The organism is Paenibacillus odorifer (genome assembly GCF_000758725.1).
Classification (GTDB): Bacteria; Bacillota; Bacilli; order Paenibacillales; family Paenibacillaceae; genus Paenibacillus_AQ; species Paenibacillus_AQ odorifer.
Window position 1 is genome coordinate 5,893,964 of record NZ_CP009428.1, and the last position, 24,426, is coordinate 5,918,389.

Annotated in this window: 19 protein-coding genes, 16 tRNA genes and 1 rRNA gene; 5 read left to right on the top strand and 31 right to left on the bottom strand. The window is 46.0% G+C overall.

Going from position 1 to position 24,426, the window contains the following annotated elements:
- Positions 1-30: 30 nt before the first annotated feature.
- From liaF to PODO_RS25630, 5 genes are all read right to left on the bottom strand, one after another.
- The gene (liaF, locus tag PODO_RS25610; protein WP_036685537.1) at positions 31-678 is read right to left on the bottom strand and encodes a cell wall-active antibiotics response protein LiaF; all 648 of its coding nucleotides are present in this window, start codon (positions 676-678) and stop codon (positions 31-33) included.
- A gap of 191 nt (positions 679-869) precedes the next feature.
- Positions 870-1,574 carry a PspA/IM30 family protein gene (locus PODO_RS25615; RefSeq protein ID WP_036685540.1) on the bottom strand — a complete coding sequence of 235 codons (705 nt, stop codon included), beginning with the start codon at positions 1,572-1,574 and terminating at the stop codon, positions 870-872.
- A 3-nt stretch (positions 1,575-1,577) separates the two neighbouring features.
- Positions 1,578-2,045, bottom strand: coding sequence for a PspC domain-containing protein (locus PODO_RS25620; protein ID WP_036685653.1), 468 nt, complete (start codon positions 2,043-2,045; stop codon positions 1,578-1,580).
- 4 nt (positions 2,046-2,049) lie between these two features.
- Positions 2,050-2,727, bottom strand: coding sequence for a PspA/IM30 family protein (locus PODO_RS25625; RefSeq protein ID WP_036685541.1), 678 nt, complete (start codon positions 2,725-2,727; stop codon positions 2,050-2,052).
- Positions 2,728-2,771: 44 nt separating this feature from the next.
- Entirely contained in the window at positions 2,772-3,077 is a 306-nt protein-coding gene (locus PODO_RS25630) for a LiaF transmembrane domain-containing protein (RefSeq protein ID WP_036685544.1), read from the bottom strand.
- 416 nt (positions 3,078-3,493) lie between these two features.
- Here PODO_RS25630 and PODO_RS25635 point away from each other — a divergent pair, with 416 nt between their 5' ends.
- The 4 genes from PODO_RS25635 (at position 3,494) to PODO_RS25650 (ending at position 8,543) form a co-directional block, all read left to right on the top strand.
- Positions 3,494-4,177 carry a response regulator transcription factor gene (locus PODO_RS25635; RefSeq protein ID WP_036685547.1) on the top strand — a complete coding sequence of 228 codons (684 nt, stop codon included), beginning with the start codon at positions 3,494-3,496 and terminating at the stop codon, positions 4,175-4,177.
- Entirely contained in the window at positions 4,174-5,211 is a 1,038-nt protein-coding gene (locus PODO_RS25640; protein ID WP_051491395.1) for a sensor histidine kinase, read from the top strand. Before PODO_RS25635 ends, PODO_RS25640 begins: the two co-directional genes overlap by 4 nt.
- 102 nt (positions 5,212-5,313) lie before the next feature.
- Complete coding sequence (locus PODO_RS25645; protein WP_036685550.1) at positions 5,314-6,012, top strand: ABC transporter ATP-binding protein; 699 nt, start codon at positions 5,314-5,316, stop codon at positions 6,010-6,012.
- Positions 6,009-8,543, top strand: a complete 2,535-nt coding sequence (locus PODO_RS25650) for an ABC transporter permease (RefSeq protein ID WP_038573287.1) — start codon at positions 6,009-6,011, stop codon at positions 8,541-8,543. The genes PODO_RS25645 and PODO_RS25650 overlap by 4 nt, the downstream gene beginning before the upstream one ends.
- Before the next feature lie 89 nt (positions 8,544-8,632).
- On the opposite strand, the gene PODO_RS25655 is transcribed toward PODO_RS25650, so the two are convergent.
- The 9 genes from PODO_RS25655 to PODO_RS25695 form a co-directional block, all read right to left on the bottom strand.
- A complete protein-coding gene (locus tag PODO_RS25655; protein WP_038573290.1) occupies positions 8,633-9,463 on the bottom strand; it encodes a MetQ/NlpA family ABC transporter substrate-binding protein in 831 nt (276 codons plus the stop codon).
- Positions 9,464-9,505: 42 nt separating this feature from the next.
- Positions 9,506-10,168 carry a methionine ABC transporter permease gene (locus PODO_RS25660; protein WP_036685560.1) on the bottom strand — a complete coding sequence of 221 codons (663 nt, stop codon included), beginning with the start codon at positions 10,166-10,168 and terminating at the stop codon, positions 9,506-9,508.
- Complete coding sequence (locus PODO_RS25665; protein ID WP_080742734.1) at positions 10,161-10,922, bottom strand: methionine ABC transporter ATP-binding protein; 762 nt, start codon at positions 10,920-10,922, stop codon at positions 10,161-10,163. The genes PODO_RS25660 and PODO_RS25665 overlap by 8 nt, the downstream gene beginning before the upstream one ends.
- Positions 10,923-11,408: 486 nt before the next feature.
- The gene (locus tag PODO_RS25670; RefSeq protein ID WP_038573292.1) at positions 11,409-12,806 is read right to left on the bottom strand and encodes an ADP-ribosylglycohydrolase family protein; all 1,398 of its coding nucleotides are present in this window, start codon (positions 12,804-12,806) and stop codon (positions 11,409-11,411) included.
- A 3-nt stretch (positions 12,807-12,809) separates the two neighbouring features.
- Positions 12,810-13,766: a nucleoside hydrolase gene (locus tag PODO_RS25675; RefSeq protein WP_036685565.1), complete on the bottom strand. Its 957-nt coding sequence runs from the start codon at positions 13,764-13,766 to the stop codon at positions 12,810-12,812.
- 40 nt (positions 13,767-13,806) lie between these two features.
- The gene (locus PODO_RS25680; RefSeq protein WP_036685567.1) at positions 13,807-14,745 is read right to left on the bottom strand and encodes an ABC transporter permease; all 939 of its coding nucleotides are present in this window, start codon (positions 14,743-14,745) and stop codon (positions 13,807-13,809) included.
- Entirely contained in the window at positions 14,742-15,788 is a 1,047-nt protein-coding gene (locus PODO_RS25685; protein ID WP_036685569.1) for an ABC transporter permease, read from the bottom strand. Before PODO_RS25685 ends, PODO_RS25680 begins: the two co-directional genes overlap by 4 nt.
- Positions 15,781-17,343, bottom strand: coding sequence for an ABC transporter ATP-binding protein (locus tag PODO_RS25690; RefSeq protein ID WP_036685571.1), 1,563 nt, complete (start codon positions 17,341-17,343; stop codon positions 15,781-15,783). The genes PODO_RS25685 and PODO_RS25690 overlap by 8 nt, the downstream gene beginning before the upstream one ends.
- 117 nt (positions 17,344-17,460) lie before the next feature.
- A complete protein-coding gene (locus PODO_RS25695) occupies positions 17,461-18,600 on the bottom strand; it encodes a BMP family ABC transporter substrate-binding protein (RefSeq protein WP_036685574.1) in 1,140 nt (379 codons plus the stop codon).
- A 329-nt stretch (positions 18,601-18,929) separates the two neighbouring features.
- On the opposite strand from PODO_RS25695, the gene PODO_RS25700 reads away from it, so the two are divergent.
- A complete protein-coding gene (locus PODO_RS25700; RefSeq protein ID WP_038573295.1) occupies positions 18,930-19,685 on the top strand; it encodes an AraC family transcriptional regulator in 756 nt (251 codons plus the stop codon).
- Positions 19,686-19,822: 137 nt separating this feature from the next.
- On the opposite strand, the gene PODO_RS25705 is transcribed toward PODO_RS25700, so the two are convergent.
- From PODO_RS25705 to PODO_RS25785, 17 genes are all read right to left on the bottom strand, one after another.
- Positions 19,823-19,901: transfer RNA gene (locus PODO_RS25705), tRNA-Leu, on the bottom strand.
- Between the two features lie 14 nt (positions 19,902-19,915).
- Positions 19,916-19,989 (bottom strand) — tRNA-Cys (locus PODO_RS25710).
- Positions 19,990-19,999: 10 nt separating this feature from the next.
- A tRNA-Gly gene (locus tag PODO_RS25715) sits at positions 20,000-20,074 on the bottom strand.
- Positions 20,075-20,080: 6 nt separating this feature from the next.
- Positions 20,081-20,155 (bottom strand) — tRNA-Gln (locus PODO_RS25720).
- Positions 20,156-20,174: 19 nt separating this feature from the next.
- Positions 20,175-20,250, bottom strand: a tRNA-His gene (locus PODO_RS25725).
- 43 nt (positions 20,251-20,293) lie between these two features.
- Positions 20,294-20,369, bottom strand: a tRNA-His gene (locus PODO_RS25730).
- Positions 20,370-20,392: 23 nt separating this feature from the next.
- Positions 20,393-20,466, bottom strand: a tRNA-Trp gene (locus PODO_RS25735).
- Positions 20,467-20,472: 6 nt separating this feature from the next.
- Positions 20,473-20,558, bottom strand: a tRNA-Tyr gene (locus tag PODO_RS25740).
- 5 nt (positions 20,559-20,563) lie between these two features.
- Positions 20,564-20,639, bottom strand: a tRNA-Thr gene (locus PODO_RS25745).
- Positions 20,640-20,667: 28 nt separating this feature from the next.
- Positions 20,668-20,743: transfer RNA gene (locus PODO_RS25750), tRNA-Phe, on the bottom strand.
- 10 nt (positions 20,744-20,753) lie between these two features.
- Positions 20,754-20,831: transfer RNA gene (locus PODO_RS25755), tRNA-Asp, on the bottom strand.
- A gap of 25 nt (positions 20,832-20,856) precedes the next feature.
- Positions 20,857-20,933, bottom strand: a tRNA-Met gene (locus tag PODO_RS25760).
- Between the two features lie 17 nt (positions 20,934-20,950).
- Positions 20,951-21,026: transfer RNA gene (locus PODO_RS25765), tRNA-Val, on the bottom strand.
- A gap of 55 nt (positions 21,027-21,081) precedes the next feature.
- Positions 21,082-21,156: transfer RNA gene (locus tag PODO_RS25770), tRNA-Glu, on the bottom strand.
- A gap of 18 nt (positions 21,157-21,174) precedes the next feature.
- Positions 21,175-21,267 (bottom strand) — tRNA-Ser (locus tag PODO_RS25775).
- Positions 21,268-21,270: 3 nt separating this feature from the next.
- Positions 21,271-21,346: transfer RNA gene (locus tag PODO_RS25780), tRNA-Asn, on the bottom strand.
- A 61-nt stretch (positions 21,347-21,407) separates the two neighbouring features.
- Positions 21,408-24,334 (bottom strand): 23S ribosomal RNA (locus tag PODO_RS25785).
- Positions 24,335-24,426: the final 92 nt, after the last annotated feature.

Below are 24,426 nucleotides of genomic sequence, written 5' to 3' on the forward strand. Positions count from 1 at the left end.
ACGGGGACTCTCCCTTCTCTATCAAGCTTATCAGGATAAACGTACATCTAGATCTCCCATTAAATAAGAAACACTAAATTTCACTTTGTATTCACTGCTGTCATAATTGGCTGATTTCCAATTCAGACGGTTTAACATTCCTGTATCCCGCTGGTTGCCGAATTCAATGGACCCAAAGAGCACAAAAGCTTCAATTTCCACGCCGTAATCATCGGACAGGTTAATGTCCATATCGCCAAAAATCCCTTGAAACAGCATGACCGTTTCCTTATGATCCGCCATAGCTAATGAAAGATCCACATCGGCCTCACCCAGTACATGCCAAGAGCTAAGGCTGTGCATCACCCAAGGTGAGCGGTCCCAGTCAAATCTGGATGAAAAGTTCTGCTTCTGCATAAACCCTTCCTTGCGCTGCACTCTTTTGGATTTGGTGAAAAACATCCCAAGTGAGATTAAGCAAATCCCCAGCACGAGCACCAAATGGTCCAGCAAAAGCAATACAGCACCTATCCCGAGCAGTTTATAGCCCTGCTTTACTTTGCCTGATGTCGTACGGTAGACGCCCAGCAGCAGGAACAGAAGCGCGACAATGGAGAAAAAGCCGAGCCATCTACCAAAAATCATCATGCAGCCAACAGCAATCAGTCCGATGGCAATCAAACGGTTTCGTTTATCCATTTCGCACCTCCTAAAAGTTTTGCGAAGCAAAACTCATTTTATATCGGATAGATATCCGTCACTATGAGGAATATTATCACCGTTAAATATTATAGCAAGCCGCTATAAAAGCCATATCGGTATGGAGATCCATACCGTATGGCTTCTTCTTGTCCAGCATATCATATCCGTCCAAGTTTTAGGAACAGGATTTATTGTTCTTTTTTGTTTAGAGAAGGAGCCGCAGGTGTATCATTCAGCTTGTTTTTCAGTAGCGCCAATTGCTCATCCACTTTCAGTTGCTTCTCAACATCAACGGGTTTGCTATAAGCAGCGGATGGGCTGTAAGGTGCACGCATTACATCTGCTTCAGCCTCAAGCTGCATAATTTTCTCTTCCATCCGGTGGAATCCGAGTGATGCACTGCCACTTTCAATGGAATGTACACTGCTGATTTGCGACATTTGTTTTTTGGCTTTAGCCATTTGAGCACGGGATACAAGCTCATTACGTTTGTTGCGCAGCTTGTAGAACTCATCCTTCATGTCATGCAGTTGTTGCACCAATTCCTTAGCGTGTACTTCAGCTTGTGCGTGAAGATCACTGTATTCCACTTGCTTTTGGTCAAAGTAGATTTTTTCTTCCAACAGCTTGCGAGTTACTTCTTCTTGGCCATTTTTCAGTGCCAGTTCAGCTTGTGATCCACGTTGTGCAGACATTTTTGCTGCTTCTTCCACACGTTGCTTCATACGGCGTTCGTTAGCCATTTGTTTAGCAACTGTTACTTCCGCTTCGTGAATCTCAGCCTCCATATCGCGCAGATATTGGTTAAGCATTACAATTGGGTCCTCTACCTTATCCAACAAGTCATTTACCGACGCTTTTGTCATATCTTTAATTCTTTGAAATACTCCCATGATTTACAATTCCCCTTTCTCATATTTAGACAGTTTTTGTTTGAGTTCTTCTACTTCTTTTTGCAAAGCCTTCTTCTCAATATCCTTCATCATCGCATCCAAACCGGAGTCCGGTGCGGAATAAGCGTTGTTCTTCTCAAAATTAGGATTGTAATTTGGCTGGCGTCCATAAGGTCCATATCCGCCAGTAGCTTGTGGTCCGTGTCCATGTTCCGGTCTGCCTGAGTAGGGTCCGCCGTATGGGCCACCCGGTGCCCCAGGCCCTGGTCCAAAAGGATTATAATGCGTCGGTTCCTTAGGAATGACCATTGCTGCAATGAAGTATACCGGAATCACCGCACCACCTGTGAACGGAATGCTGACCAGTAATAGAATCCGGAATAACGTGGAATCAATACCGAGTGTCTCAGATAATCCACCTGCAAGACCCGTCATCACTTTATCTCTAGTTGAACGATACAATCGACTCATAGCGTTACTCCTTTCCACCATTGTTCAGTTTCTCCTTTAGGCGAGCCATTTCTCTTTCGAGTACGGTCGCTACGGTCTCACCCGCTTGCACCGCATATTCCTGTCCCATGCGCCGCAAATCACGCAAGCTCTTTGCTTCTAATTCCCAATCCGACATCTGATCCTCCAGACGACCGAACATTTTGGGAACATCACCACCATTGCCATAAGCACTGGCTCTTTGATTCATGCGTTGCTGCAATCGCAGCGACTCCATTCGTGCCGAATAATACTGACGTTTGCTGTACACCGTTTGATACTCTATTTTCAGCTCATTCAGCTGTGCTTCAAGTTCAAACAAGGATTGCTTGCTCTGTTCTAACAGCCCGCTGTATTGCTCCAGTTTTTCCTCGTGAATGATCTTTTCTTGTAAAGCCAGCTTCGCGAGATGATCCTCGCCTGCTTTCAGTGCCAACAACGCCTGTTCTTCACGTTTGTTTCTCATGGCAGTTGCTTGGTTCACTTGCTGCTGCAATTGCTTCGTGTGGGAAGCATATTGCTGGTACAGCCTTTCAGCTTCACTGATTTCCTCACGGGTTGAATGTAGAAATTGATCAATTAGTTTCACGGGATCTTGGCTTTGCTCCAGACGTTCATTTAGATTAGCTACAGTAATATCCCTCATGCGACGAAAAACACTCATGATCTCCTGCTCCCTCCCTGCTTCTTGTTTAAGTACATTGCTTCTTAATAAGTACCATTATTACTTCTGCCTTTTAATGCTGATACGCCCCAGACGATCAACGCCACTCCTAGAAGTGGTCCAATGATCCAGGAAAGCTTCGCGATCAGGGACATCACACCAATGAACATCAGTACCCAACCGATAATCTTGCGTCCGCTCTTAATCCCGTAGTACCCGAGAACAACCAGCAATACCGGGAAAAGTAATCTGAACATTCCGTGGATCAGAGGAAGCGCAATGCCGAGCAGCATAACCGCACCAATCACAATCAGTACAACCGCTAATCCGTTTCCTTGTCTTCTTTGCATTTTTTCTCACCGCCTTTCGTTGTCCTTAACCTTATAGCCTTATTCTAGGGTAAATCGCAGACTTTCAAAACAGACCAACGACGGTTTTTCGTACTGGACCTTAGTCGAGGTAGCTGTACGACTACAGACCACTGTTGGGCTAGTTGTAGGTCATAACCAACCTTTTCACATATAAAAAGGGGATGCGCCCCCATCGAAAATTGAAAGGACACCACCCTATATAGGTGATGCCCTTTTGAGCTTTCCTTTAGGGTTAACTATGTGGCTCTTTATCAAAAAACCTCGCTCCGTAATCTTTCAATAATAGTATTCTTAGATATGAAGTCCACTTTCAACTGTCTACTAAATAAAAATCTCGCTTTCGAATAAATCCCGAGAATGTATAATGATCAAATAAGAAACAAAGGAGAATTACTATGAACATACTGATCGTTGAGGACGACCGTAGTTTAAATAAAGGGATCGCTCTCACTCTTTCTCAAAACAATGTTGTGATCCATCAAGCCTACGATATTGCCGCGGCGGAGCATATCTTCGCAGTTAACCCTATTGATCTCATCATTCTGGACATCAATCTGCCAGACGGCAGTGGGCTCGATTATTGCGAGCAACTTCGCAAGTCCTCACGCGTACCCATTATTTTCCTCACCGCCAATGATATGGAGTCCGACATTATCACCGGTTTTGCATTGGGGGGCGATGACTATATCACCAAACCATTCAGCCTAATGGTGCTTCGCGCCAGAGTAATGGCAGTACTCAGAAGAACGGAATCGCAAGGGACTGGAAAAATAACATTGGGTCCGTTAGAACTCGATTTTGAGAAACTGGAGTACAGCAAAAACAAACAATCGCTCCAGCTGAGCAAAACTGAGCAAAAGCTGCTGCGGCTGCTGGTGACGAATACGGGCAATATTTTGACCCGAGAACAGCTGATAGACAAGATCTGGAGCAAGGATGCCGAATTTGTGGATGAAAACGCATTGACAGTAGCCATCAAACGGCTGCGTGCTAAACTTGAGGATGACCCGGCAGCGCCTAAATATATCAAGACCATTTACGGACTTGGATACATGTGGACTGAAGGGCAAAAACCATGAAAACCAATAGCCCACCTGCTAATTTCAAGCAAATTCATAGGCTCTTTTTACTGATCATCCTTATACTAGTGGCCTGTTTTATCGGCAGTATAATGTTTCTGTACGGGTTCGACCCCACTCTGCTCCAACTGACTTCTCTATTCATCATCTGTATATTAGCGACAGGAGCCGTATGGGTCTGGTTATGGAACCGTCAGATCACAATCTATATACAGACCTTGGATACAGCGATTGAGCGGGCTATACATGACCAGCCGCCACTCACTAACTATGAAGAAACCGCTCTGTCTTCGATGGAACATAAACTAAAGCGGTATATAGGGATGGCTAAGGCGAATGAACGAAATATTCAAACAGAGAAAAACAAAATAAAAGAGCTGATCTCGGATATCTCCCATCAAACCAAGACCCCCCTCTCTAATATCATGGTATTCAGTCAGTTGCTGGAAGAGATGCCCGGACTAAATGAGAATGTCCGGCACTACATACAGCATATTAAAGCGCAGTCAGATAAGTTGGATTGGCTGATCCAGTCTCTAATCAAATTATCACGTTTGGAAACAGGAATGATCTCCCTACAGCAGATTGAGGCGAAACCGCTCATACAAACTCTGATGCAGGCTTTATCCCAGATTTATGCACAAGCGGAAAACAAACAAATTACGATCAATATTGACTGCGGGACACACATCTTAGCCTGCCACGATGTCAAATGGACAAGTGAAGCGCTATTCAACCTGCTCGAGAATGCTGTGAAGTACACGCCGCATAGCGGACAAATCTCCGTTCTTGCTGAAAGCAATGAGATGTTCACCTGTATTCACCTTACCGATACTGGGCTTGGAATCCCCAGCGAAGAAATCCCTCACATCTTTAAGCGGTTTTACCGAGGGAAGCAAGCGCGTGAATTCGAGGGGGTCGGCATCGGGTTGTTTTTGTCCAGAGAGATTATCACGGCGCAAGGCGGCCATATCAACGTCATTTCTGAAACTGGAAAAGGTACAACTTTCTCTGTTTACCTGCCCCAGCGCTGAAATAGAATGTGTCATTATGGTCAGAATTCAGACACTCTCCTGTCAGATTGATTTGCTACCCTTAAATTATGGACAAACAGATCTCATTGGAGGGGAAGAGTTATGCCGATTCTACAGACTGAAAATTTAAAAAAACACTATGGAAAGGTGGGCTCAAGCGTTAAGGCTTTGGACGGCATATCACTGTCAGTGGAAAAAGGGGAGTTTGTCGCCATTGTCGGCACTAGCGGCAGCGGCAAAAGCACCCTTCTTCATATGCTTGGCGGATTAGATCGGGCAACAGAGGGCAAGGTTTACGTGGACGGGAATGATATTTTTGCGATGAGTGATGAGAAGCTGACCATTTTTCGGCGCAGATCGGTTGGGTTTGTTTTTCAGAACTATAATTTGGTACCCATACTAAATGTGCGGGAGAATATTGTGCTGCCTATTGAACTGGACGGTGGCAAAGTTGACGAAACTTATCTTGATCTGATCATCCGCACTTTAGGCTTGCAGGAAAAGATGAATACTCTACCTTCTAATCTGTCTGGCGGACAGCAGCAACGGGTGGCAATAGCCAGAGCATTGGCGACCAAACCTTCAATCATCTTAGCAGATGAACCTACAGGTAATCTGGACAGCAAAACAAGCCAAGAAGTGCTGATTTTACTTAAACAGATGAGCGAAAAATTCAACCAAACCATTGTGATGATCACACACAATGAACAAATCGCTCAAACTGCTGACCGTATTATCCGTATTGAAGATGGCATCATTTTCACTGGACAACCCCGTAGCTCCGGAGTGAGCCAGCCATGATCAGCACGAATAACCATAAGACTATTGCTACTTTAGCCAAAAAAAGCCTCAAAGCCAACCGTGCTCGCAATTTCACTATCATCTGTGCCATCGTACTGACTACGCTTTTGATCACCACCGTGTTTACCTTGGCGCTCAGTATTAACAAATCGATGCAACGCGCACAAATGCAGACTACTGGCAGCGATTATCATGGAAGCTTCAAATATCTGAATCCTGCCGAGTTGGAGAAGCTGAAGAATCACCCATCCATCAAAGAGTATGGCGTTTTTCTTAAGGTTGGCGATATAAGCACCAGTCTGTTCAAGAATAACCGGGTAGAGGTCCTTCGAATTGACGAGAATTATGCCAAACACGGATTTATCAACTTTATAGCTGGCGGACTGCCCTCCCAAGAGAATGAAATCGTCCTAAATACTTGGGCGCTTGACTTGCTTGGAGCAAAACATGAGTTAGGCCAGACTGTGAAGCTGGATATAGACATTGGTGAAAAAGTCATAAGCCAAGACTTTAAGCTCTCCGGGTATTACGAAACCGATCAAAATTTGGCGATGTCAGGATTAGCTTTTGTATCCGAAGCATTTACACAGAAGAACATTTCCCATATTGACCCGGATATCTCTGAGGCAACGGGTTCTTATGTAAACACCGCAGGTCTAGGGGTGATGTTTAACAATTCTTATAATATTGAACAGAAGGTACAAAAGATTTTGACGGACACCGGCCTGGATGTACCTTATGGTGTCAATCCGGCTTATACAAGTGTGTCTCTCTCCGATAATCTAATGAATATCATTCCTTATGCAGTTGTCATTCTTATCACCATGCTGAGCGGCTATTTACTAATCTACAATATCTTTTTTATTTCCGTCGTGCGGGATGTCAAATTTTATGGCCTGCTAAAGACCATCGGTACCACACCCCGACAACTAAAAAAGATCATCTCCATTCAGGCCCGCTCACTTTATCTAGTCGCATTGCCTTTTGGATTGGGGTTGGGATATCTGCTAGGTCTGCTGATTCTCCCTATGACCTCCTCATTTTTAATCGGTTCTACTGATAATGTCTATTCTGCTAGCCCGTGGATATTTATTGGTGCAGCAGCATTCTCGTTTATGACCGTATGGATCGCCGCAAGCAAACCGGGCCGGATGGCTTCGCGAACCTCGCCGGTAGAGGCTGTAAAATTTGCAGGAGTCAGCAGCGGCGGAAAACGGAACGCCAAAAAATCAAAACATGGCGCAAAACTTCACAACATGGCGTTCTCCAACCTGTTCAGAAGCAAAAAGAAGCTGATCCTGATGCTCTCTTCACTCTCCTTGAGTATCATCTTGTTCAGTACCATTTTCACAGTAATTTCCTCACTGGATGTGAACAAATATCTGGCTTCCTTTATCTCCGGTGATTTTTTGGTTCAGAATGAAGTGTTAGTCAGTATTACAGGGCCTCGAGACGGTGATCCATACAAGCTTTCAGAGGATTTCGCCAACAATCTAAGTAAAATTGACGGTGTAGAAAGTGTTGATAAGGTTTACCACAGATATGTTCCATCTCCTATCGATGATGCTGTCCGGGCTATTTTGGAGCCAATGGCAGCTGCTGATCCACATCCCTATCTTCTCTCCACTTTAGATAAGAGGGGGGTGATCTACAATAATTTATATGGATTAGATCCGGGCTGGTTTGATCTTGTGGACAAGGATATTATTGAAGGGGAGTTTAACAGGCAGAAGTTTGCTTCAGGAAAATATGCGGTCATAGCTGAGGCCATGTTTATAGAAGAAGATAGCTACCGCGCCTATTATCATCCTGGAGATACAGTCACTTTCGAGAAGTCGGGTAAATCTTATGAAGTGATGGCAGTAGTAAAAAATGATGCAGTATATGCTGCCACAACAAAATCTTTCTCTTTGTTAGGGTACAACGTCTTCCTCCCTGCTTCGGAGCTGCAGAAGGAAATGCCGCAAGGTACAGATCCAGCCAATATTGTTTCAGCCACACTACATGTCGATCCAGCTAAAATGGATTTAGTAGAACAAGCAGCCAAGGCTCTAACAGATTCGACAAATGAATTATCCTTGAAATCCAGGGAGGATTATAAAGATGAGCTCGGTGGATTCATTCGCATTTTTCAAACCGTGGGGTATGGGCTTAGCCTGGTCATTGCTCTAATCGGGGTGCTGAATTATATCAACACTGTACTCACCGGGGTAGTCTCACGCCGCAATGAATTTGCCATGCTGGAGAGTATTGGCATGACCAAAAAGCAGCTAAAACGTATGCTGATCCTTGAAGGATTATACACCGTTTTGCTAACCGTCCTCATAACCTCAACATTAGGTGTATTGCTGACCTATAACCTTTCCAAAAGCATCACGGAAAATATGGCCTTTATGGTATTTCAGATGAGTTGGCTGCCGTTTATCCTCACCGTTCCTATTTTGTTAATTCTCGCTTACACAGTGACACTGAGAGCCTATAAAACGTTATCCCAAGCATCCATAGTGGAACGGCTGAGAGAAGCCGAGTAATGTAAGACACACCTAAATAGTCCTATTACAAAAAGGGCAGCCCGGTAAATATCGCCGGGCTGCCCTTTTTTTATAGATCCATATTCAGCTTATTTAAACGCAGGCAACGCAATATCCGCGTAATTATCCTCAAGGAACTTCTTCACTTCAGGACCGCTGATCCGTTTAGCCAGCTTTTGAATGGCGTCAGAATCCTTGTTGTCTTCACGTGCCACCAAAGTAATTGTGAATTCGGAATCTTCGCCTTCCGTAATCAGCGCATCTTTCTTCGGTGTCAATCCTAGTGGGCTCGCATAAGCCGGAGTCATGGCTACTAAATCGCCATCATCAAGCATACGGGCCAGCATTAGGAGATCGACTTCTTCAAACTTGAATTTTTTTGGATTCTCAGTAATGTCTGCTTGTGTGGCTTGAATGCCTACGCCTTCTTTTAGCTTAATAAGATCAGCTGCAGCGAACATTTGCAATGAACGACCGATGTTAGATGGATCATTAGCCATTACAAGCGTAGCCCCTTCAGAAAGATCAGCTATAGTCTTGTAACGTTTGGAGTATCCGCCATAAATAGCGTCATAGACAGGCTGTACCTCTACCAGATTAGAGCCTTTGCTTTCATTATATTGCTTCATATAAGGAACGTGTTGGAAAAAGTTAGCGTCTACCTCTTTATTAGCTAAAGCCTCATTAGGCTGCACATTGTCAGAGAGAACAACGATCTCCAGATCAATGCCATCTTCCTTAAGGAGCGGCTTCACAATATCCAGAATTTCTGTCATAGGTGGGATCAGTGTAGCGATCTTTAATTTGGTTAACTCATCATTACTACCTTTTGCAGCATTATTCTCGGCTGCTTTATTAGAGCCACAACCCGCTACGACCAATACCATTAATGTAAGCACAAGTATCATTGATTTTTTCATTAGTACTACTAACCCCCAGTTTATATATTGAACTATTTTGTATTAACGCTTATCCAACAGCCTTGCGATAGTCCCCCCGGTGAACTGAACCAATTGGACCAATACAATCATCACAAGAATGGCATAGATCATCACTTCCGTCTCAAAACGCTGATAACCATAACGGATAGCGAAATCACCAACCCCTCCCCCACCAACAACTCCCATCACGGTCGAGAAGGAGATAAAGCTAATTGTAGAAGTAGTAAGTCCAAGGACTAGACCCGAACGAGCTTCCACGTAAAGAAATTTAAAGATCAAGCCCAGCTTCGAGGCTCCCATCGATAATGCTGCTTCAATGACCCCTTTTGGAACCTCCAGCAACGACTGCTCCACTAACCGAGCATAATAGGCAATAGCGATTATAGATAATGGAACCGCTGCTGCAATCGTCCCAATGGCGGTCCCGACCAGGAAACGAGTGACTGGAATTAGCGCAACGACCAGCAGCAGGAACGGAAACGAGCGGATAATATTAACGATACTGTTGAGCACCAGAGACAACGTTGTATTCTCATAAAGCTGCCCTTTTCGGAAAAAAAACAACAAGGTGCCCAGTGGAAGCCCCAGCAGCACTGCCGCTCCAACAGAAATACCAACCATCACAAAGGTTTCACCGATCGAATCCCACATCTGTGCCTGATATTGAAGTACACTATCAAACATGATCTTCCCCCGCTTTACCAAGAATCTGATCGCGGTATGTCCCGGCGCTGGCTGCTGCTGGACGGAATTCACCGTCTTCACGAGAGAACGAATCTACAATGCACCCTTTTTCCATCACCGATACATGAGTACATATGCTTTTGACAACATCCATCTCATGCGTAACAATGACAACCGTTACTCCAAGACTTGAATTCACATGCTTCAGCACGTTCAAGATATCTGTAGTGGTTCCTGGGTCCAGAGAGGACGTTGGCTCGTCACATAGCAATATTCCCGGACTGTTCGCTAGCGCGCGGGCAATCGCAACACGCTGACGTTGTCCTCCGCTGAGCTGTGCCGGATATTGTTTTGCCTTATCTGCCAGTCCAACAAAATCCAGACACTCCTTCACACGTTTCATTCGTTCATGCTTTGGGACATCTGCCAGCTCCAGCGGGATCGAAACATTCCGCTCTACTGTGACGTTATAAACAAGATTAAATTGTTGAAAGATCATTCCAATCTTTTGCCTTGCTTTACGCAGTGCTTTACTAGGCATTTCGGTCAGGTTGTGGCCATCTACAGTAACCGTTCCCTGATCCGGCTGTTCCAGAAGATTCATCAGTCGCAGCAGCGTAGATTTCCCCGCACCACTCTCACCAATGATCCCGTGAATGGATCCCTGCTTTACCTCCAGCGATACCTCATCCACAGCCTGATAGATGCCTTCCTTCAGCTTGAACCCTTTACTTACCCGACTCAGCGACAGTATTAGAAGCTCCCCCTTCCTTTCCCTTATATAATGAACCTCCATGAAGTGAGACATTGTATTACAATTTTCTAAAATCTGTTTTATTAAAAATCTCCTTAAATAATAAGACATTTCTTCTGCTGTGTCATCATTTTTATTTAAATGATATACCAGGAAGTTTGATAAAAACCTAAAAACCCTTTATACCGGGCTCTTTTTACACATTTATTAACAAAATAAAAAGGGTTAGCAAAGGTAATCCTTCCCTCTTGAAATCATGATTCTCCTATTGCCCCACCACTAAACGCTCCACTGTTAATATAGCCATATTTGGTTTTTTTTAGTGTATGAAATGCAGTTAAAGCTACATTTGGTTCGTTGGAGTGTGATTTAAAGACCTGCTGTTACGCAAAAAAGGATGTCTAAGCCAATAGCTTAAGACATCCCATAATTCATATAGTAATCCCTGAATCCCTGATCTATTGAGTCCCATACTTGCTAAATCTTTTATGCCTTTTCGCCAAGCTCTCTGCGAATCTTCAAGAACACTTGGTAGCTGCGTTCCGCACATTCCGAAATCGCAATCGGATGAAATCCGGGCAGATCCGCATATAACGTATCGTGAAGCGGTTCAATCCATGAAGCCGGCAACTTACTTGCTCCAAGCTTCGCTCCCATAATTGAGCCCACAGTTGCCCCGTTACAGTCTGTATCCATTCCACCGTATACGGAAGTGACGACTGTTTTTTCAAAATCATTCCCGCCATAAACAAGCGACGCGGCTACAAGAGCAGCATTATTATTTGTATGGACCGCATCATAGTGGCTAAAAGTATCCCAAATGTTACGAACCAAGTCCCGCTCGCTTTTGGCCTTCTGCGCAATATCTATCCCCCGCAAAACCTCACTGGCAAGACGACTGGTACGCGGAATCTCACTAAGGCCAATCTCTAGGATCCGTTCATTATCCTTCTCTGCAAAAGCTGCCGATATCATCGCCGCATTAAACATCTCACCGTAGATGCCATTTTTCACATGTGAAAATGAAGCATCACGCCAGCCTAATTCTGCCGCAAGCTCAGGATAACCTGCTGCACCATAAGCCAGTCCATCTGCGCGTATAGCGGCACCAATCCACTCGCGGTAAGGGTTTAAGTGCATCCGCACTCTTTCCTGCCGCACCAGCCAATCCGCAGGCTTCTCGCCATGCAGATGAGAGGTCTCCTGCGCAAAATTCATATATGACTGTGTCTCCGCCGTGCACACCTGACTATATGTTAAATGTGTATGCCACAGCTTTCCGATATCCCAAGAATCCCAGTTCAGACCTTTCTGTTCCAGCAGCATAAGACCCAGGACAGTGTAACGAATATCGTCATCGCTTTCCATATACTTGATCGTCTCGCGGGTACTGGCATGTGTCCATTCGCTTAAGCCAAGACCATATTCAGCCTCTGCCCGTGAATGCCCAGGCGTATAGCCAGTAATTGGCCAGGCGTCCGCACCCTGAAACCATAGCTCAATATTCTCCCAGCCCGGACGGCCATCTTTCCCATAGAGATAGTCCCAATACTCCAGCGGTTTCCCGAGTGCGCAGCCGACACTTCTACCGAGCCAGGCTCCATAGAACTTATCTCTCCATTCCGCTTCGCTCCAGTCCGCCTCAAGCTTACGTGGGCCTTCTGGACGTAGTTGACGAATCTCCTCCAGAGAGGATGGCTCTTGATACGGAAAATCCTCACTGATCGTAAGCTCCATTAGCTCATTGTATACCTGCATCAGCTTGAGCTCATCGGCACCAGCAGCCGCTAGCTTATCCGCGAACCCATCAATCTCGCAACCTTCTTCTCCACGCTGAGCAATTTCAAACTGCACGGTCTCTTGAAGTCTCTCCCATCCTGCCATAGGCTACTTCCCTTCAGCCGCTAGCAGCAGCTCTTGATCAAGCTTTTCCAGTGAATCAAAGATCAGCCTCATAAATGCTTCCCGGTCAACTCCCACCAATACTTGCACATTCGCTGGACGATCCGTCTTCTTCCGTCTGTCTGCAACTGTCATTCCCCGCGTCAGCTTGCCTTCTGTCTCCACCGTTACATATAGATGCTCAAATTCAAATAGTTCCGGATGCAGCAGCCAGGCAACAGCACATGGATCATGCAGCGCACTGCCGACATAGCCCATTTTTTTACCGTAAATCGAATAGAAATCCAGCAATTCTCCGACCATTGTAGACACTGGTCCCCGCTCTTTCAATGCTAGGATCTCATCTTCAAAAATAGCAGCCTTATCGGTCACATCCAGACCACTCATTGTGATCGGAATCCCCGACTCAAACACAATACGGGCTGCTTCAGGATCTACATAGATATTAAACTCCGCAGTAGAGGTGACATTCCCATAAGAGATACCTCCGCCCATCAGTGAGATTTTTTCAATTCTGTCTTTAATCTCTGGATAAGCCGTGATTAGCAGTGCGATATTTGTTAAAGGAGCCATCGGCACGAGCGTAATCTTCTCCTCTGAAGAACGGATGATATTCAGCATAAACTCCACAGCACCCTGCTCTACAGGGCGGAATTTACTTGGGGGCAAAAGCGGCCCATCCATGCCCGATTCACCATGCGCTTCCTCACCTGTAACAAGCTTGCCGAACAGTGGGCCAGCAGCCCCTTTAGCTACAGGAATGTCAGCATTCACGAAGCTGATCACCTTCAGGGCGTTTTCCGTGATTTTATCTAAAATTTGGTTTCCACCAACCGTTGTAATCCCGCGCAGATCTAACTTCTCCGAATTTGCTATGGCAAGCAGTATCGCTATTGCGTCATCATGCCCTGGATCGCAGTCAATAATAATAGGTGTTGGCATAGTTACTCACTCCTTGTCTGTGTATCAATCATTTCAATCGCTATTTAACTAGCGGGCTTTTAAGTTTTTTATTCTTTTTTCGTGTCTCAGATACTGCGTAGATCACAAGTCCAATTACTGTGGCTACATAAGGAAGAGTAGCGATTAGCTCCGCAGGAATCTTCAACACCTGTAGAGCATTCGACAATGCATCTGCAGTACCAAATAATAAAGAGGTCAGCGCCGTGCCTACGGTCGTACTTCTTCCCATCGACTCAGCGGCAATGGCAATCCAGCCCCGGCCAGCGATCATATCGCGGGTAAACAGTGACAAATACCCCATCGACATATAAGCACCGCCTAAACCGGCAAAAAATCCGCTAAGCAGCAAAGCCATATACTGTATTTTCACAACACTTACACCCACGGATTGAGCCGCATGTGGATTTTCGCCCACTGAACGAATGCGCAGTCCAAGCGGTGTACGATTTAATAGATAGTAGACAACAAACACAGCCAATATAGAAACATACGTCAGAATGTGATGCCCCGATAAAATAGGTCCAAGCACCGGGATATCCTTCAACAAAGGAATCTGGACACTAGGCAAAACTTTACTCGCCAGAGAAGTGGAAGAACCCTTGTCGCCACTAAGCAGATAGAGGATAAACACAGTTCCTCCCGAAGCGAACATATTAATGGCCACACCCCCGAGAATGATATGTGTTTTGAATTTCAGGGTGAAAAAAGCTAATATTCCAGCGATCAATGTTCCAGACAGCACCGCCCCAAGCAGACCTACCCACGCGCTATGCGTATAGCTGCTTATGATGACACCCGCTAAAGCGGCAACAAGCATGATGCCCTCCATCCCAATGTTAATGATCCCTGCACGGTTGGAGATGAGTGCGCCGAGCGCGGCGAACAGAATCGGAGTCGTCACGCGAAGGACAGAGAACGCAAAGTCAGTTGTAAAAATTACATCAAACAAACTATTCACGCTTCCTTCGCCTCCTTCAAGAGCATCCGATTTTTCCAGAACTTCAGAAATTGCTCAGCCGAAATCAGAAGAATGATAATTGCCTGTATAATTGAGATCATCTCTGAAGGTACATCAGACAGACGCGCCATCATGTCAGCCCCAATTCGAATGTACGCTAGGAACAATGCAGAGCCGATTACGGACAGCGGATTATTTTTGGCTAACATCGCTACAAGGGCACCATCCAAACCATAACCAGGCAGTGACGTCCATTGGAAACGGTTATACATCCCCAGCACTTCTACGGAACCCCCCATACCTGCGATAAAACCTGCAATCAAGTGAACGAGAATAATAACCTTGGCTGTCTTCATACCGGAATAACGGGCAAAGTCCCGGTTGATGCCTGTCATGCGCAGCTCATATCCCCATTTCGTTTTGTATAGGAATAGATGAGCTGCAATAATAAGCACGATAACGATAATAAGACCGGTATGAATACGGGTACCGGAGACCATTTTACTCAGCAGTGCCGTTTTCTCGAATTTGTAGGATACATTGGCAAAAGCTTTAGCATCACGTAGATGATAGTTCAGTAGGTATAACCCTACTCCGAACAAAATATTATTGAACATTAAGGATGTAACCAACTCATTAGCATTCCATTTTGCCTTCAGAATACCAGGTATTGCCGAGAGCAAGGCTCCTACAATTGAACCTGCAGCAATAGCTACCATCGGATGCAGCCAGCCGTCCAACGTTAAATGAATAGCCAATACGGAAGTTACAACACCGGAGAAATAAAAAATCCCCTCAGCTCCCAGGTTGAACATATTGGCTCGAAACAACAAGGATACTGCCAACCCAGTGAACATGAGCGGAATCGCCATCTCAATCACATTACCAATATGACCTTTACTGGATAACGGCTCTAATAGGAATATACCAATCGTCTTCACAGGCTGATTACTGACCAAAGAGATGATCAGAAAGGCAATAGCGAGTGCAATAACGATTACCGCCGATGTTCGAATGTACTCAAAATATTTAACTTTAAACATGATTTACGGCCCTCCCGATGTGCTCCTCGTCCTGTCGATGAATCCCCAGCATATAAAGACCTAATTCTTCCTCACTAACCTTAGATGGCTCCTCGAAAAAGGCAACAATCTTACCCTCGTACATTACTAACAGACTATCGCTGATCTCCAAGATCTCATTCAAATCTGCCGACACTAGCAAAATCGCGCAATCGTCTGAACGTAATTCCAACAACTTTTGATGTATGAACTGGGCTGCGCCTATATCCACACCCCGTGTCGGCTGTTCTGCAATAAGCAGCTGCGGTTCAGTCGAACACTCTCTAGCTACGACTACCTTCTGCATGTTACCACCTGACAACATTCCTATGGGCTGAGAAGGTCCTGAACAGCGGACTTTAAATTCCTCTACAAGGGATACTGCTAGCTTGGCAATTCGTGAGCCATTCAAAAAAAGACCTTTATTCATTGCTTTTGTACGATACTGAGTAGATAGCAGATTATCAGCTATACTTGCCTCACTAGCGATCCCTTGCCGCATCCGATCCTCCGGTATATAGGAAACGCCTAGCTTACGAATATCCAAAATATCCGATTCACGGATATCCTTTCCCTTCACTAGTACAGAGCCCTGACTTGAGACACCTCTCAAGCTACCTGTAAGAGCTTCAATGAGCTGTGTCTGCCCGTTGCCTTCTACACCAGCAATCCCAACGATCTGCCCACCACGTACCGCAAAATTGATATCCGACAATAATGCTTTGCCATCTGCATCATTCACACTGAGTCCCTGCACCGTTAGTACTGGCTCACTAACAGCCAGAATCTCTTTGTCATATTTCAGCACGACGTCTCTGCCGACCATTAGTCGCGAGATTTCCTGTTCTGTCACATCCTGTGTTTGAAAAACACCTTCACTACGGCCGCTGCGCATAATCGTAATTCTGTCGCAAATCGCTTTGACTTCCTTTAATTTGTGCGAAATAAAAACTATCGTATGACCCTGTTCCCTTAATTGCTTAAGCTCGCGGAACAATTCCTCTGTTTCCTGTGGAGTCAACACCGCAGTCGGCTCATCAAGCACCAGAATTTTCGCACCACGCAGCAGCGCCTTAAGAATCTCAACCTTTTGCTTCATCCCAACTGTAAGATCCTCTACTTTTGCTTTAGGATCCACGGCCAGATTGTATTTCCTTGCGGTCTCTTCCGTCATGCGCACAGCCTCGGCATAATTAATGCCAACTCCTCTGCGCGGCTCCATACCCAGCACCATATTCTCTGCCACCGTAAAAGAAGGTACCAACATGAAATGCTGATGGACCATGCCGATGCCTCTATCAATGGCGTCCTGAGCGGATTGCAGCTTTACTTTTTCACCCTTGATATAGATCTCGCCTTCACTTGGCTCTTCCATGCCGAACATAATCTTCATTAAAGTCGATTTACCAGCACCGTTCTCACCTGCAATCGCATGTATTTCTCCCTCACGTAAAGAAAAATGCACGTCTTTATTTGCAACGACGCCATTGGGATATACCTTGGTAATTCCCCGCATTTCCAGCAGAGCTTTGTACATAGGTCTCAACGCCTTTCAACTTGGAGGTCTGCAAAAATATACAGCTGGAATTCCCCTGACTAGAAGAATCTCCAACTGTAGGTTTAACTCTATAGAGCTGATCTTAAGATTTAAAGCTTAAGGCTTAACTGCGTTACGAATAGCTTCTACCTCTGCGGTTTCCATCCCCATCGCATTATCCACTTTAATTTCTTTATTGATCAGCTTTTGCTTCACTTCTTCAACCTTGGCCTGAAGATCAGCCGGGAATACATTTTTATAAATATCATTCTCAGCAATACCTACACCATCATCTACAAAGCTCAACACATCACGTTTGCCCATTTCTAGCGTTCCCTCTTGCAATCTCTTCACTGCACCTAGAATAGCCGTATCAATCTTTTTAATAGATGAAGTAACGATTAGATTTGCTTTTTCACTATCCGTATCGTTAATCAACATTGCCTGATCGGAGTCTACACCGATTGCATATTTTTTCTTTTCTTTAGCTGCGTCAAAGATCCCAAGACCTGTACCCCCAGCCACGTTAAAAATAACATCCACGCCGGAGTTATATTGAATTAGAGACAGCTCCTTACCTTTTGCCGGGTTAACAAAATCACCAGCGTACGACACAGCCACTTTTACATCAGGATCAACATACTGAGCACCTTGAATGTAACCGACCAAGAAAGCATTAATCCCCGGAATATCCATACCGCCCACAAACCCAATCACATTCTCAGGGGTAGCATTCGGCATATCCGATTGTGTAGCTAATGCTGCTACGGCACCTGCCAAGAAAGATACTTCATTTGTCGCATAAGACATGTTGTACATGTTATCTGGTGCTTCATCGATGTCGGTATCATAATTAATGAATTTTTTGTCTGGATACAATTCTGCCGTTGCATTAAACATCTCAGTAATTTCAGAACCGCCAGAAATAATTACATCCCAATCCTCGGAAGCGATATCGTTAAATGTTGGCTCCCATTTCGTTTTATCAACGCCCATTTCAACAACCTTTGTTACTGCACCTAGTTCATCCTTAACCTTTTGCAAGCCGTTATTAGCGGAATCAAAAAATGATTTATCCCCAAGTGTCCCCGGAATCAGCAATACAACCTTGAGTTTATCCCCTGAACCTGTTTCTCCACCCTCAGCAGCGTTTGATCCAGTATTCGCAGAAGAACCGTTATTGGACGTGTTATTCCCACATGCTGTGACCAGAACCATCACCATTAATAACAACAAAGAAAGAACTTTTTTATTCATTACTCTATTCCACCCCTAATTTTAGTTGGTTAGTAATCCGGCAGAATCCCCATCTTCACCCATTGTATAATTCACGGTTCAAATGGAAATTCTCTTTTTTCCAAATAAAGTATCATTAAAAGTAATAAATTTAACGTTTAGGCTCAAAAATAGCAATAAAAATACCATTATTATTAATAATCCGCTTTATTTCCGAACGAGATGGCCAGTCAGGTTGCGAACTTTCGGATTTATTGATACGATCATAACAAATATTATTAAAAATAATTATATGATTTCGGTCATAGTTTTGTACGATTCGGCTAAAACATAAGTATTGGAGGATCATCATGGATCGTGTTCTATATATTGTAAGTGCCACACATGAGCTAAATACTTATATCCCTCCACACCAGCATGAATGCTACGAACTGGTCTATTATTTACAGGGGGTAGGGACAACCAATGTTGGCCCACGAAGTTACCATTTTCGCTCCTCTTCTTTCGCGCTTGTGCCACCCAATCATAAACATGACGAGCACCACCGTGAGGATGCAAATGTATTATTTGTAGGCTTCCACTCGGAACACCCTAATATGAGTAATCTGCTCGGCGTATATGAAGATGATAAAGATCAGACCGTTCTTCAAATCCTGCTGCGAATGAAAGCAGAGTTTACACGCAAGCAAGACGGATTCTCTGAGCTTCTAAACCTACAAATGAGCGAGATTACCGTCCATCTTATGAGGCTTCTTAGTGCCTCTGGATATCAATCCCCATCAGAAGATCGAGTACAATATGTCCTTAATTATATGAATGAGCATTATCGCCATAAATTGTCCGTCGAAACACTATCAGAAATGTCCGGATATAGCTACGATCGTTTTCGCCATCTATTTAAAGAACGTTTCGGGTCTTCACCCCTGCGGTATTTGCTGTTAAAACGCCTGGATTATGCAAAATCTCTATTACGTCATACTCAGATGCAAATCTCTGAAGTATCTGCTGCTGCAGGTTTTGTGAACGATGCCCAATTCTGCAATATGTTTAAACGAGAAATAGGTCATACCCCGCGAGCATTCCGCATTAATAATCAATCAGGTTAATCACTAATCAGATTAAAAAAAGCCGTTGAAATAGAGAAACTCCTCTATTCAACGGCTTAATCCTGTAAAACTAAGAACATAAAGAAAAAAGGTTAGTAAGATTGCTTATAAAAGCATTCTTACTAACCTTTTTAAGATACCGGCGAGAGGACTCGAACCTCCACGGTTTCCCACTCGATTTTGAGTCGAGCGCGTCTGCCATTCCGCCACGCCGGCACATATGAACTAAATGGAGGCGCCACCCAGATTTGAACTGGGGATAAAGCTTTTGCAGAGCTTTGCCTTACCACTTGGCTATGGCGCCATGTAAATTTTGGAGCGGACGACGGGAATCGAACCCGCGACCCTCGCCTTGGCAAGGCGATGCTCTACCGCTGAGCCACGTCCGCATAAAATGGCTGGGGATATAGGATTCGAACCTATGAGTGACGGAGTCAAAGTCCGTTGCCTTACCGCTTGGCTAATCCCCAATAACATTTTAAAGTAAAATGGGGCGACTGATGGGTCTCGAACCCACGAATGCCGGAACCACAATCCGGTGCGTTAACCCCTTCGCCACAGTCGCCATATTAAGTTGATATTGTTGCCATTATTCATTTTAAAGAAAATGGGGCGGCCGATGGGTCTCGAACCCACGAATGCCGGAACCACAATCCGGTGCGTTAACCCCTTCGCCACGGCCGCCATATTAAACTTTAGAAAGAACTTGGCAGGGGCAGCAGGAATTGAACCCACACCAACGGTTTTGGAGACCGTTGTTCTACCTTTAAACTATGCCCCTAAAAACTGGTGGAGGATGATGGATTCGAACCACCGAACACTTACGTGAGCAGATTTACAGTCTGATGCGTTTGGCCACTTCGCTAATCCTCCAAGGATGGTGCCGGCGAGAGGACTTGAACCCCCAACCTACTGATTACAAGTCAGTTGCTCTACCAATTGAGCTACACCGGCATGGCACTCATTCTTTTGTGATGATAAATGGTGGCTCGGGACGGAATCGAACCGCCGACACGAGGATTTTCAGTCCTCTGCTCTACCGACTGAGCTACCGAGCCATGATGAAAATGGCGGAACCGACGGGATTCGAACCCGCGATCTCCTGCGTGACAGGCAGGCATGTTAGGCCAACTACACCACGGTTCCAAAAGATATAATTGCTTAAGTTAATTGGTTGCGGGGGCAGGATTTGAACCTGCGGCCTTCGGGTTATGAGCCCGACGAGCTACCGGGCTGCTCCACCCCGCGTCAGTAAAAATATGTTATGGTGGAGGCTGAGGGGATCGAACCCCCGACCCTCTGCTTGTAAGGCAGATGCTCTCCCAGCTGAGCTAAGCCTCCATAAACAACAATTGTTATTGTACCAAAGTCCACTAGGATAAATCAAGTGAAAATTTGGTGACCCGTATGGGATTCGAACCCATGTTACCTCCGTGAAAGGGAGGTGTCTTAACCCCTTGACCAACGGGCCATACTAATTAAAAATTTGTGGCGGAGAGAGAGGGATTCGAACCCTCGAGACGCTTGTGGCGCCTACACGATTTCCAATCGTGCTCCTTCGGCCAAACTCGGACACCTCTCCATATGGCTCCCCGAACAGGACTCGAACCTGTGACAACTCGATTAACAGTCGAGTGCTCTACCAACTGAGCTATCAGGGAATATTCATACCAGGCTTAATCGCCTGAAAACTGAATCCGAAACGAATTTGCATTCTAAGTATAGGATAAGCCCTCGACCGATTAGTATTGGTCAGCTCCATGCATTGCTGCACTTCCACCTCCAACCTATCTACCTCGTCGTCTTCAAGGGGTCTTACTAATTGGGAAATCTCATCTTGAGGGGGGCTTCACGCTTAGATGCTTTCAGCGCTTATCCCGTCCGTACGTAGCTACCCAGCCATGCTCCTGGCGGAACAACTGGTGCACCAGCGGTACGTCCATCCCGGTCCTCTCGTACTAAGGACAGCTCCTCTCAAATTTCCTGCGCCCACGACAGATAGGGACCGAACTGTCTCACGACGTTCTGAACCCAGCTCGCGTACCGCTTTAATGGGCGAACAGCCCAACCCTTGGGACCTACTTCAGCCCCAGGATGCGATGAGCCGACATCGAGGTGCCAAACCTCCCCGTCGATGTGGACTCTTGGGGGAGATAAGCCTGTTATCCCCAGGGTAGCTTTTATCCGTTGAGCGATGGCCCTTCCATGCGGTACCACCGGATCACTAAGTCCGACTTTCGTCCCTGCTCGACTTGTAGGTCTCGCAGTCAAGCTCCCTTATGCCTTTGCACTCTGCGAATGATTTCCAACCATTCTGAGGGAACCTTGGAACGCCTCCGTTACTCTTTAGGAGGCGACCGCCCCAGTCAAACTGCCCGCCTGACACGGTCCCCGTACCCGGTAAGGGTACTAGGTTAGAACCTAGATACGATCAGGGTGGTATCCCAACGGCGCCTCCACCGAAGCTTGCGCTCCGATTTCTACGGCTCCCACCTATCCTGTACAGATCGTACCCAAATTCAATATCAAGCTGCAGTAAAGCTCCATGGGGTCTTTCCGTCTTGTCGCGGGTAACCTGCATCTTCACAGGTATTAAAATTTCACCGGATCTCTCGTTGAGACAGCGCCCAAGTCGTTACGCCATTCGTGCGGGTCAGAATTTACCTGACAAGGAATTTCGCTACCTTAGGACCGTTATAGTTACGGCCGCCGTTTACTGGGGCTTCGGTTCATAGCTTCGGGTTACCCCTAACCACTCCCCTTAACCTTCCAGCACCGGGCAGGCGTCAGCCCGTATACTTCGCCTTGCGGCTTCGCACAGACCTGTGTTTTTGCTAAACAGTCGCTTGGGCCTTTTCACTGCGGCCCCCTCGTGCTATTCACACTACCGGGGCACCCCTTCTCCCGAAGTTACGGGGTCATTTTGCCGAGTTCCTTAACGAGAGTTCTTCCGCGCGCCTTAGAATTCTCTTCTCGCCTACCTGTGTCGGTTTGCGGTACGGGCACCTTCTCCTGGCTAGAGGCTTTTCTTGGCAGTGTGAGATCATGACCTTCGCTACTATAATTTTCGCTCCCCATCACAGCCTAGCCTTAATGATGTGCGGATTTGCCTACACATCAGCCTCACTGCTTAGACGGACATCCATCAGTCCGCGTCACTACCCTCCTGCGTCACCCCATCGCTCATAGCGGATTACGGTGGTACAGTAATTTCAAACTGTTGTCCTTCGACTACGCCTTTCGGCCTCGCCTTAGGTCCCGACTTACCCTGAGCGGACGAGCCTTCCTCAGGAAACCTTGGGCTTTCGGCGGATCAGATTCTCACTGATCTTTTCGTTACTCATACCGGCATTCTCACTTGTGTAGTGTCCAGCGCTCTTTTCAGTACACCTTCAACCCCTACACAACGCTCCCCTACCCCAGATACATACGTATCTAGCCATAGCTTCGGTGGTGTGTTTAGCCCCGTTACATTTTCGGCGCAGAGTCACTCGACCAGTGAGCTATTACGCACTCTTTCAATGGTGGCTGCTTCTAAGCCAACATCCTGGTTGTCTGTGCAACTCCACATCCTTTCCCACTTAACACACACTTGGGGACCTTAGCTGATGGTCTGGGCTGTTTCCCTTTTGACAATGGATCTTAGCACTCACTGTCTGACTCCCGGCAATAAGTATATGGCATTCGGAGTTTGACTGAGCTTGGTAATCCTTGCGGACCCCGCACCCAATCAGTGCTCTACCTCCACTACTCTTATACCGAGGCTAGCCCTAAAGCTATTTCGGGGAGAACCAGCTATCTCCGAGTTCGATTGGAATTTCTCCGCTACCCCCACCTCATCCCCGCACTTTTCAACGTACGTGGGTTCGGGCCTCCAGTGCGTGTTACCGCACCTTCACCCTGGACAGGGGTAGATCACACGGTTTCGGGTCTACGTCCACATACTCATTCGCCCTATTCAGACTCGCTTTCGCTGCGGCTCCACCTTCTCGGCTTAACCTTGCATGTTAAACGTAACTCGCCGGTTCATTCTACAAAAGGCACGCCATCACCCATAGATCGGGCTCTGACTTTTTGTAAGCACACGGTTTCAGGTTCTATTTCACTCCCCTTCCGGGGTGCTTTTCACCTTTCCCTCACGGTACTGTTTCACTATCGGTCGCCAGGTAGTATTTAGCCTTAGCAGATGGTCCTGCTGGATTCATACGGGGTTTCACGTGCCCCGCACTACTCGGGATCCGTCTCGGAGAGAACACAGTTTAGGTTACAGGGCTTTTACCTCTATCGCGGGCCTTTCCAGACCTCTTCACCTACCATATTCCTTTGTAACTCCATGTGAGACGTCCCACAACCCCCAAGAGCAAGCTCTTAGGTTTAGGCTGTTCCGCGTTCGCTCGCCGCTACTGACGGAATCACTATTGTTTTCTCTTCCTCAGGGTACTTAGATGTTTCAGTTCCCCTGGTCTGCCTCTACACACCCTATGTATTCAGGTATGAGTAACTGCGAATTACCACAGCTGGGTTTCCCCATTCGGACACCCCCGGATCAAAGCTTGCTTACAGCTCCCCGAGGCAGTTTCGTTGTTCGCCACGTCCTTCGTCGGCTCCTGGCGCCTAGGCATCCTCCGTGTGCTCTTATTAGCTTAACCTTGATTTTTCCGAAGAAAAATCTCACTAATAACATTTACTTGTTTACACAAGTTGCTAAAAGATGTTCTAAAACGCAAATTCGTTTCGGTAT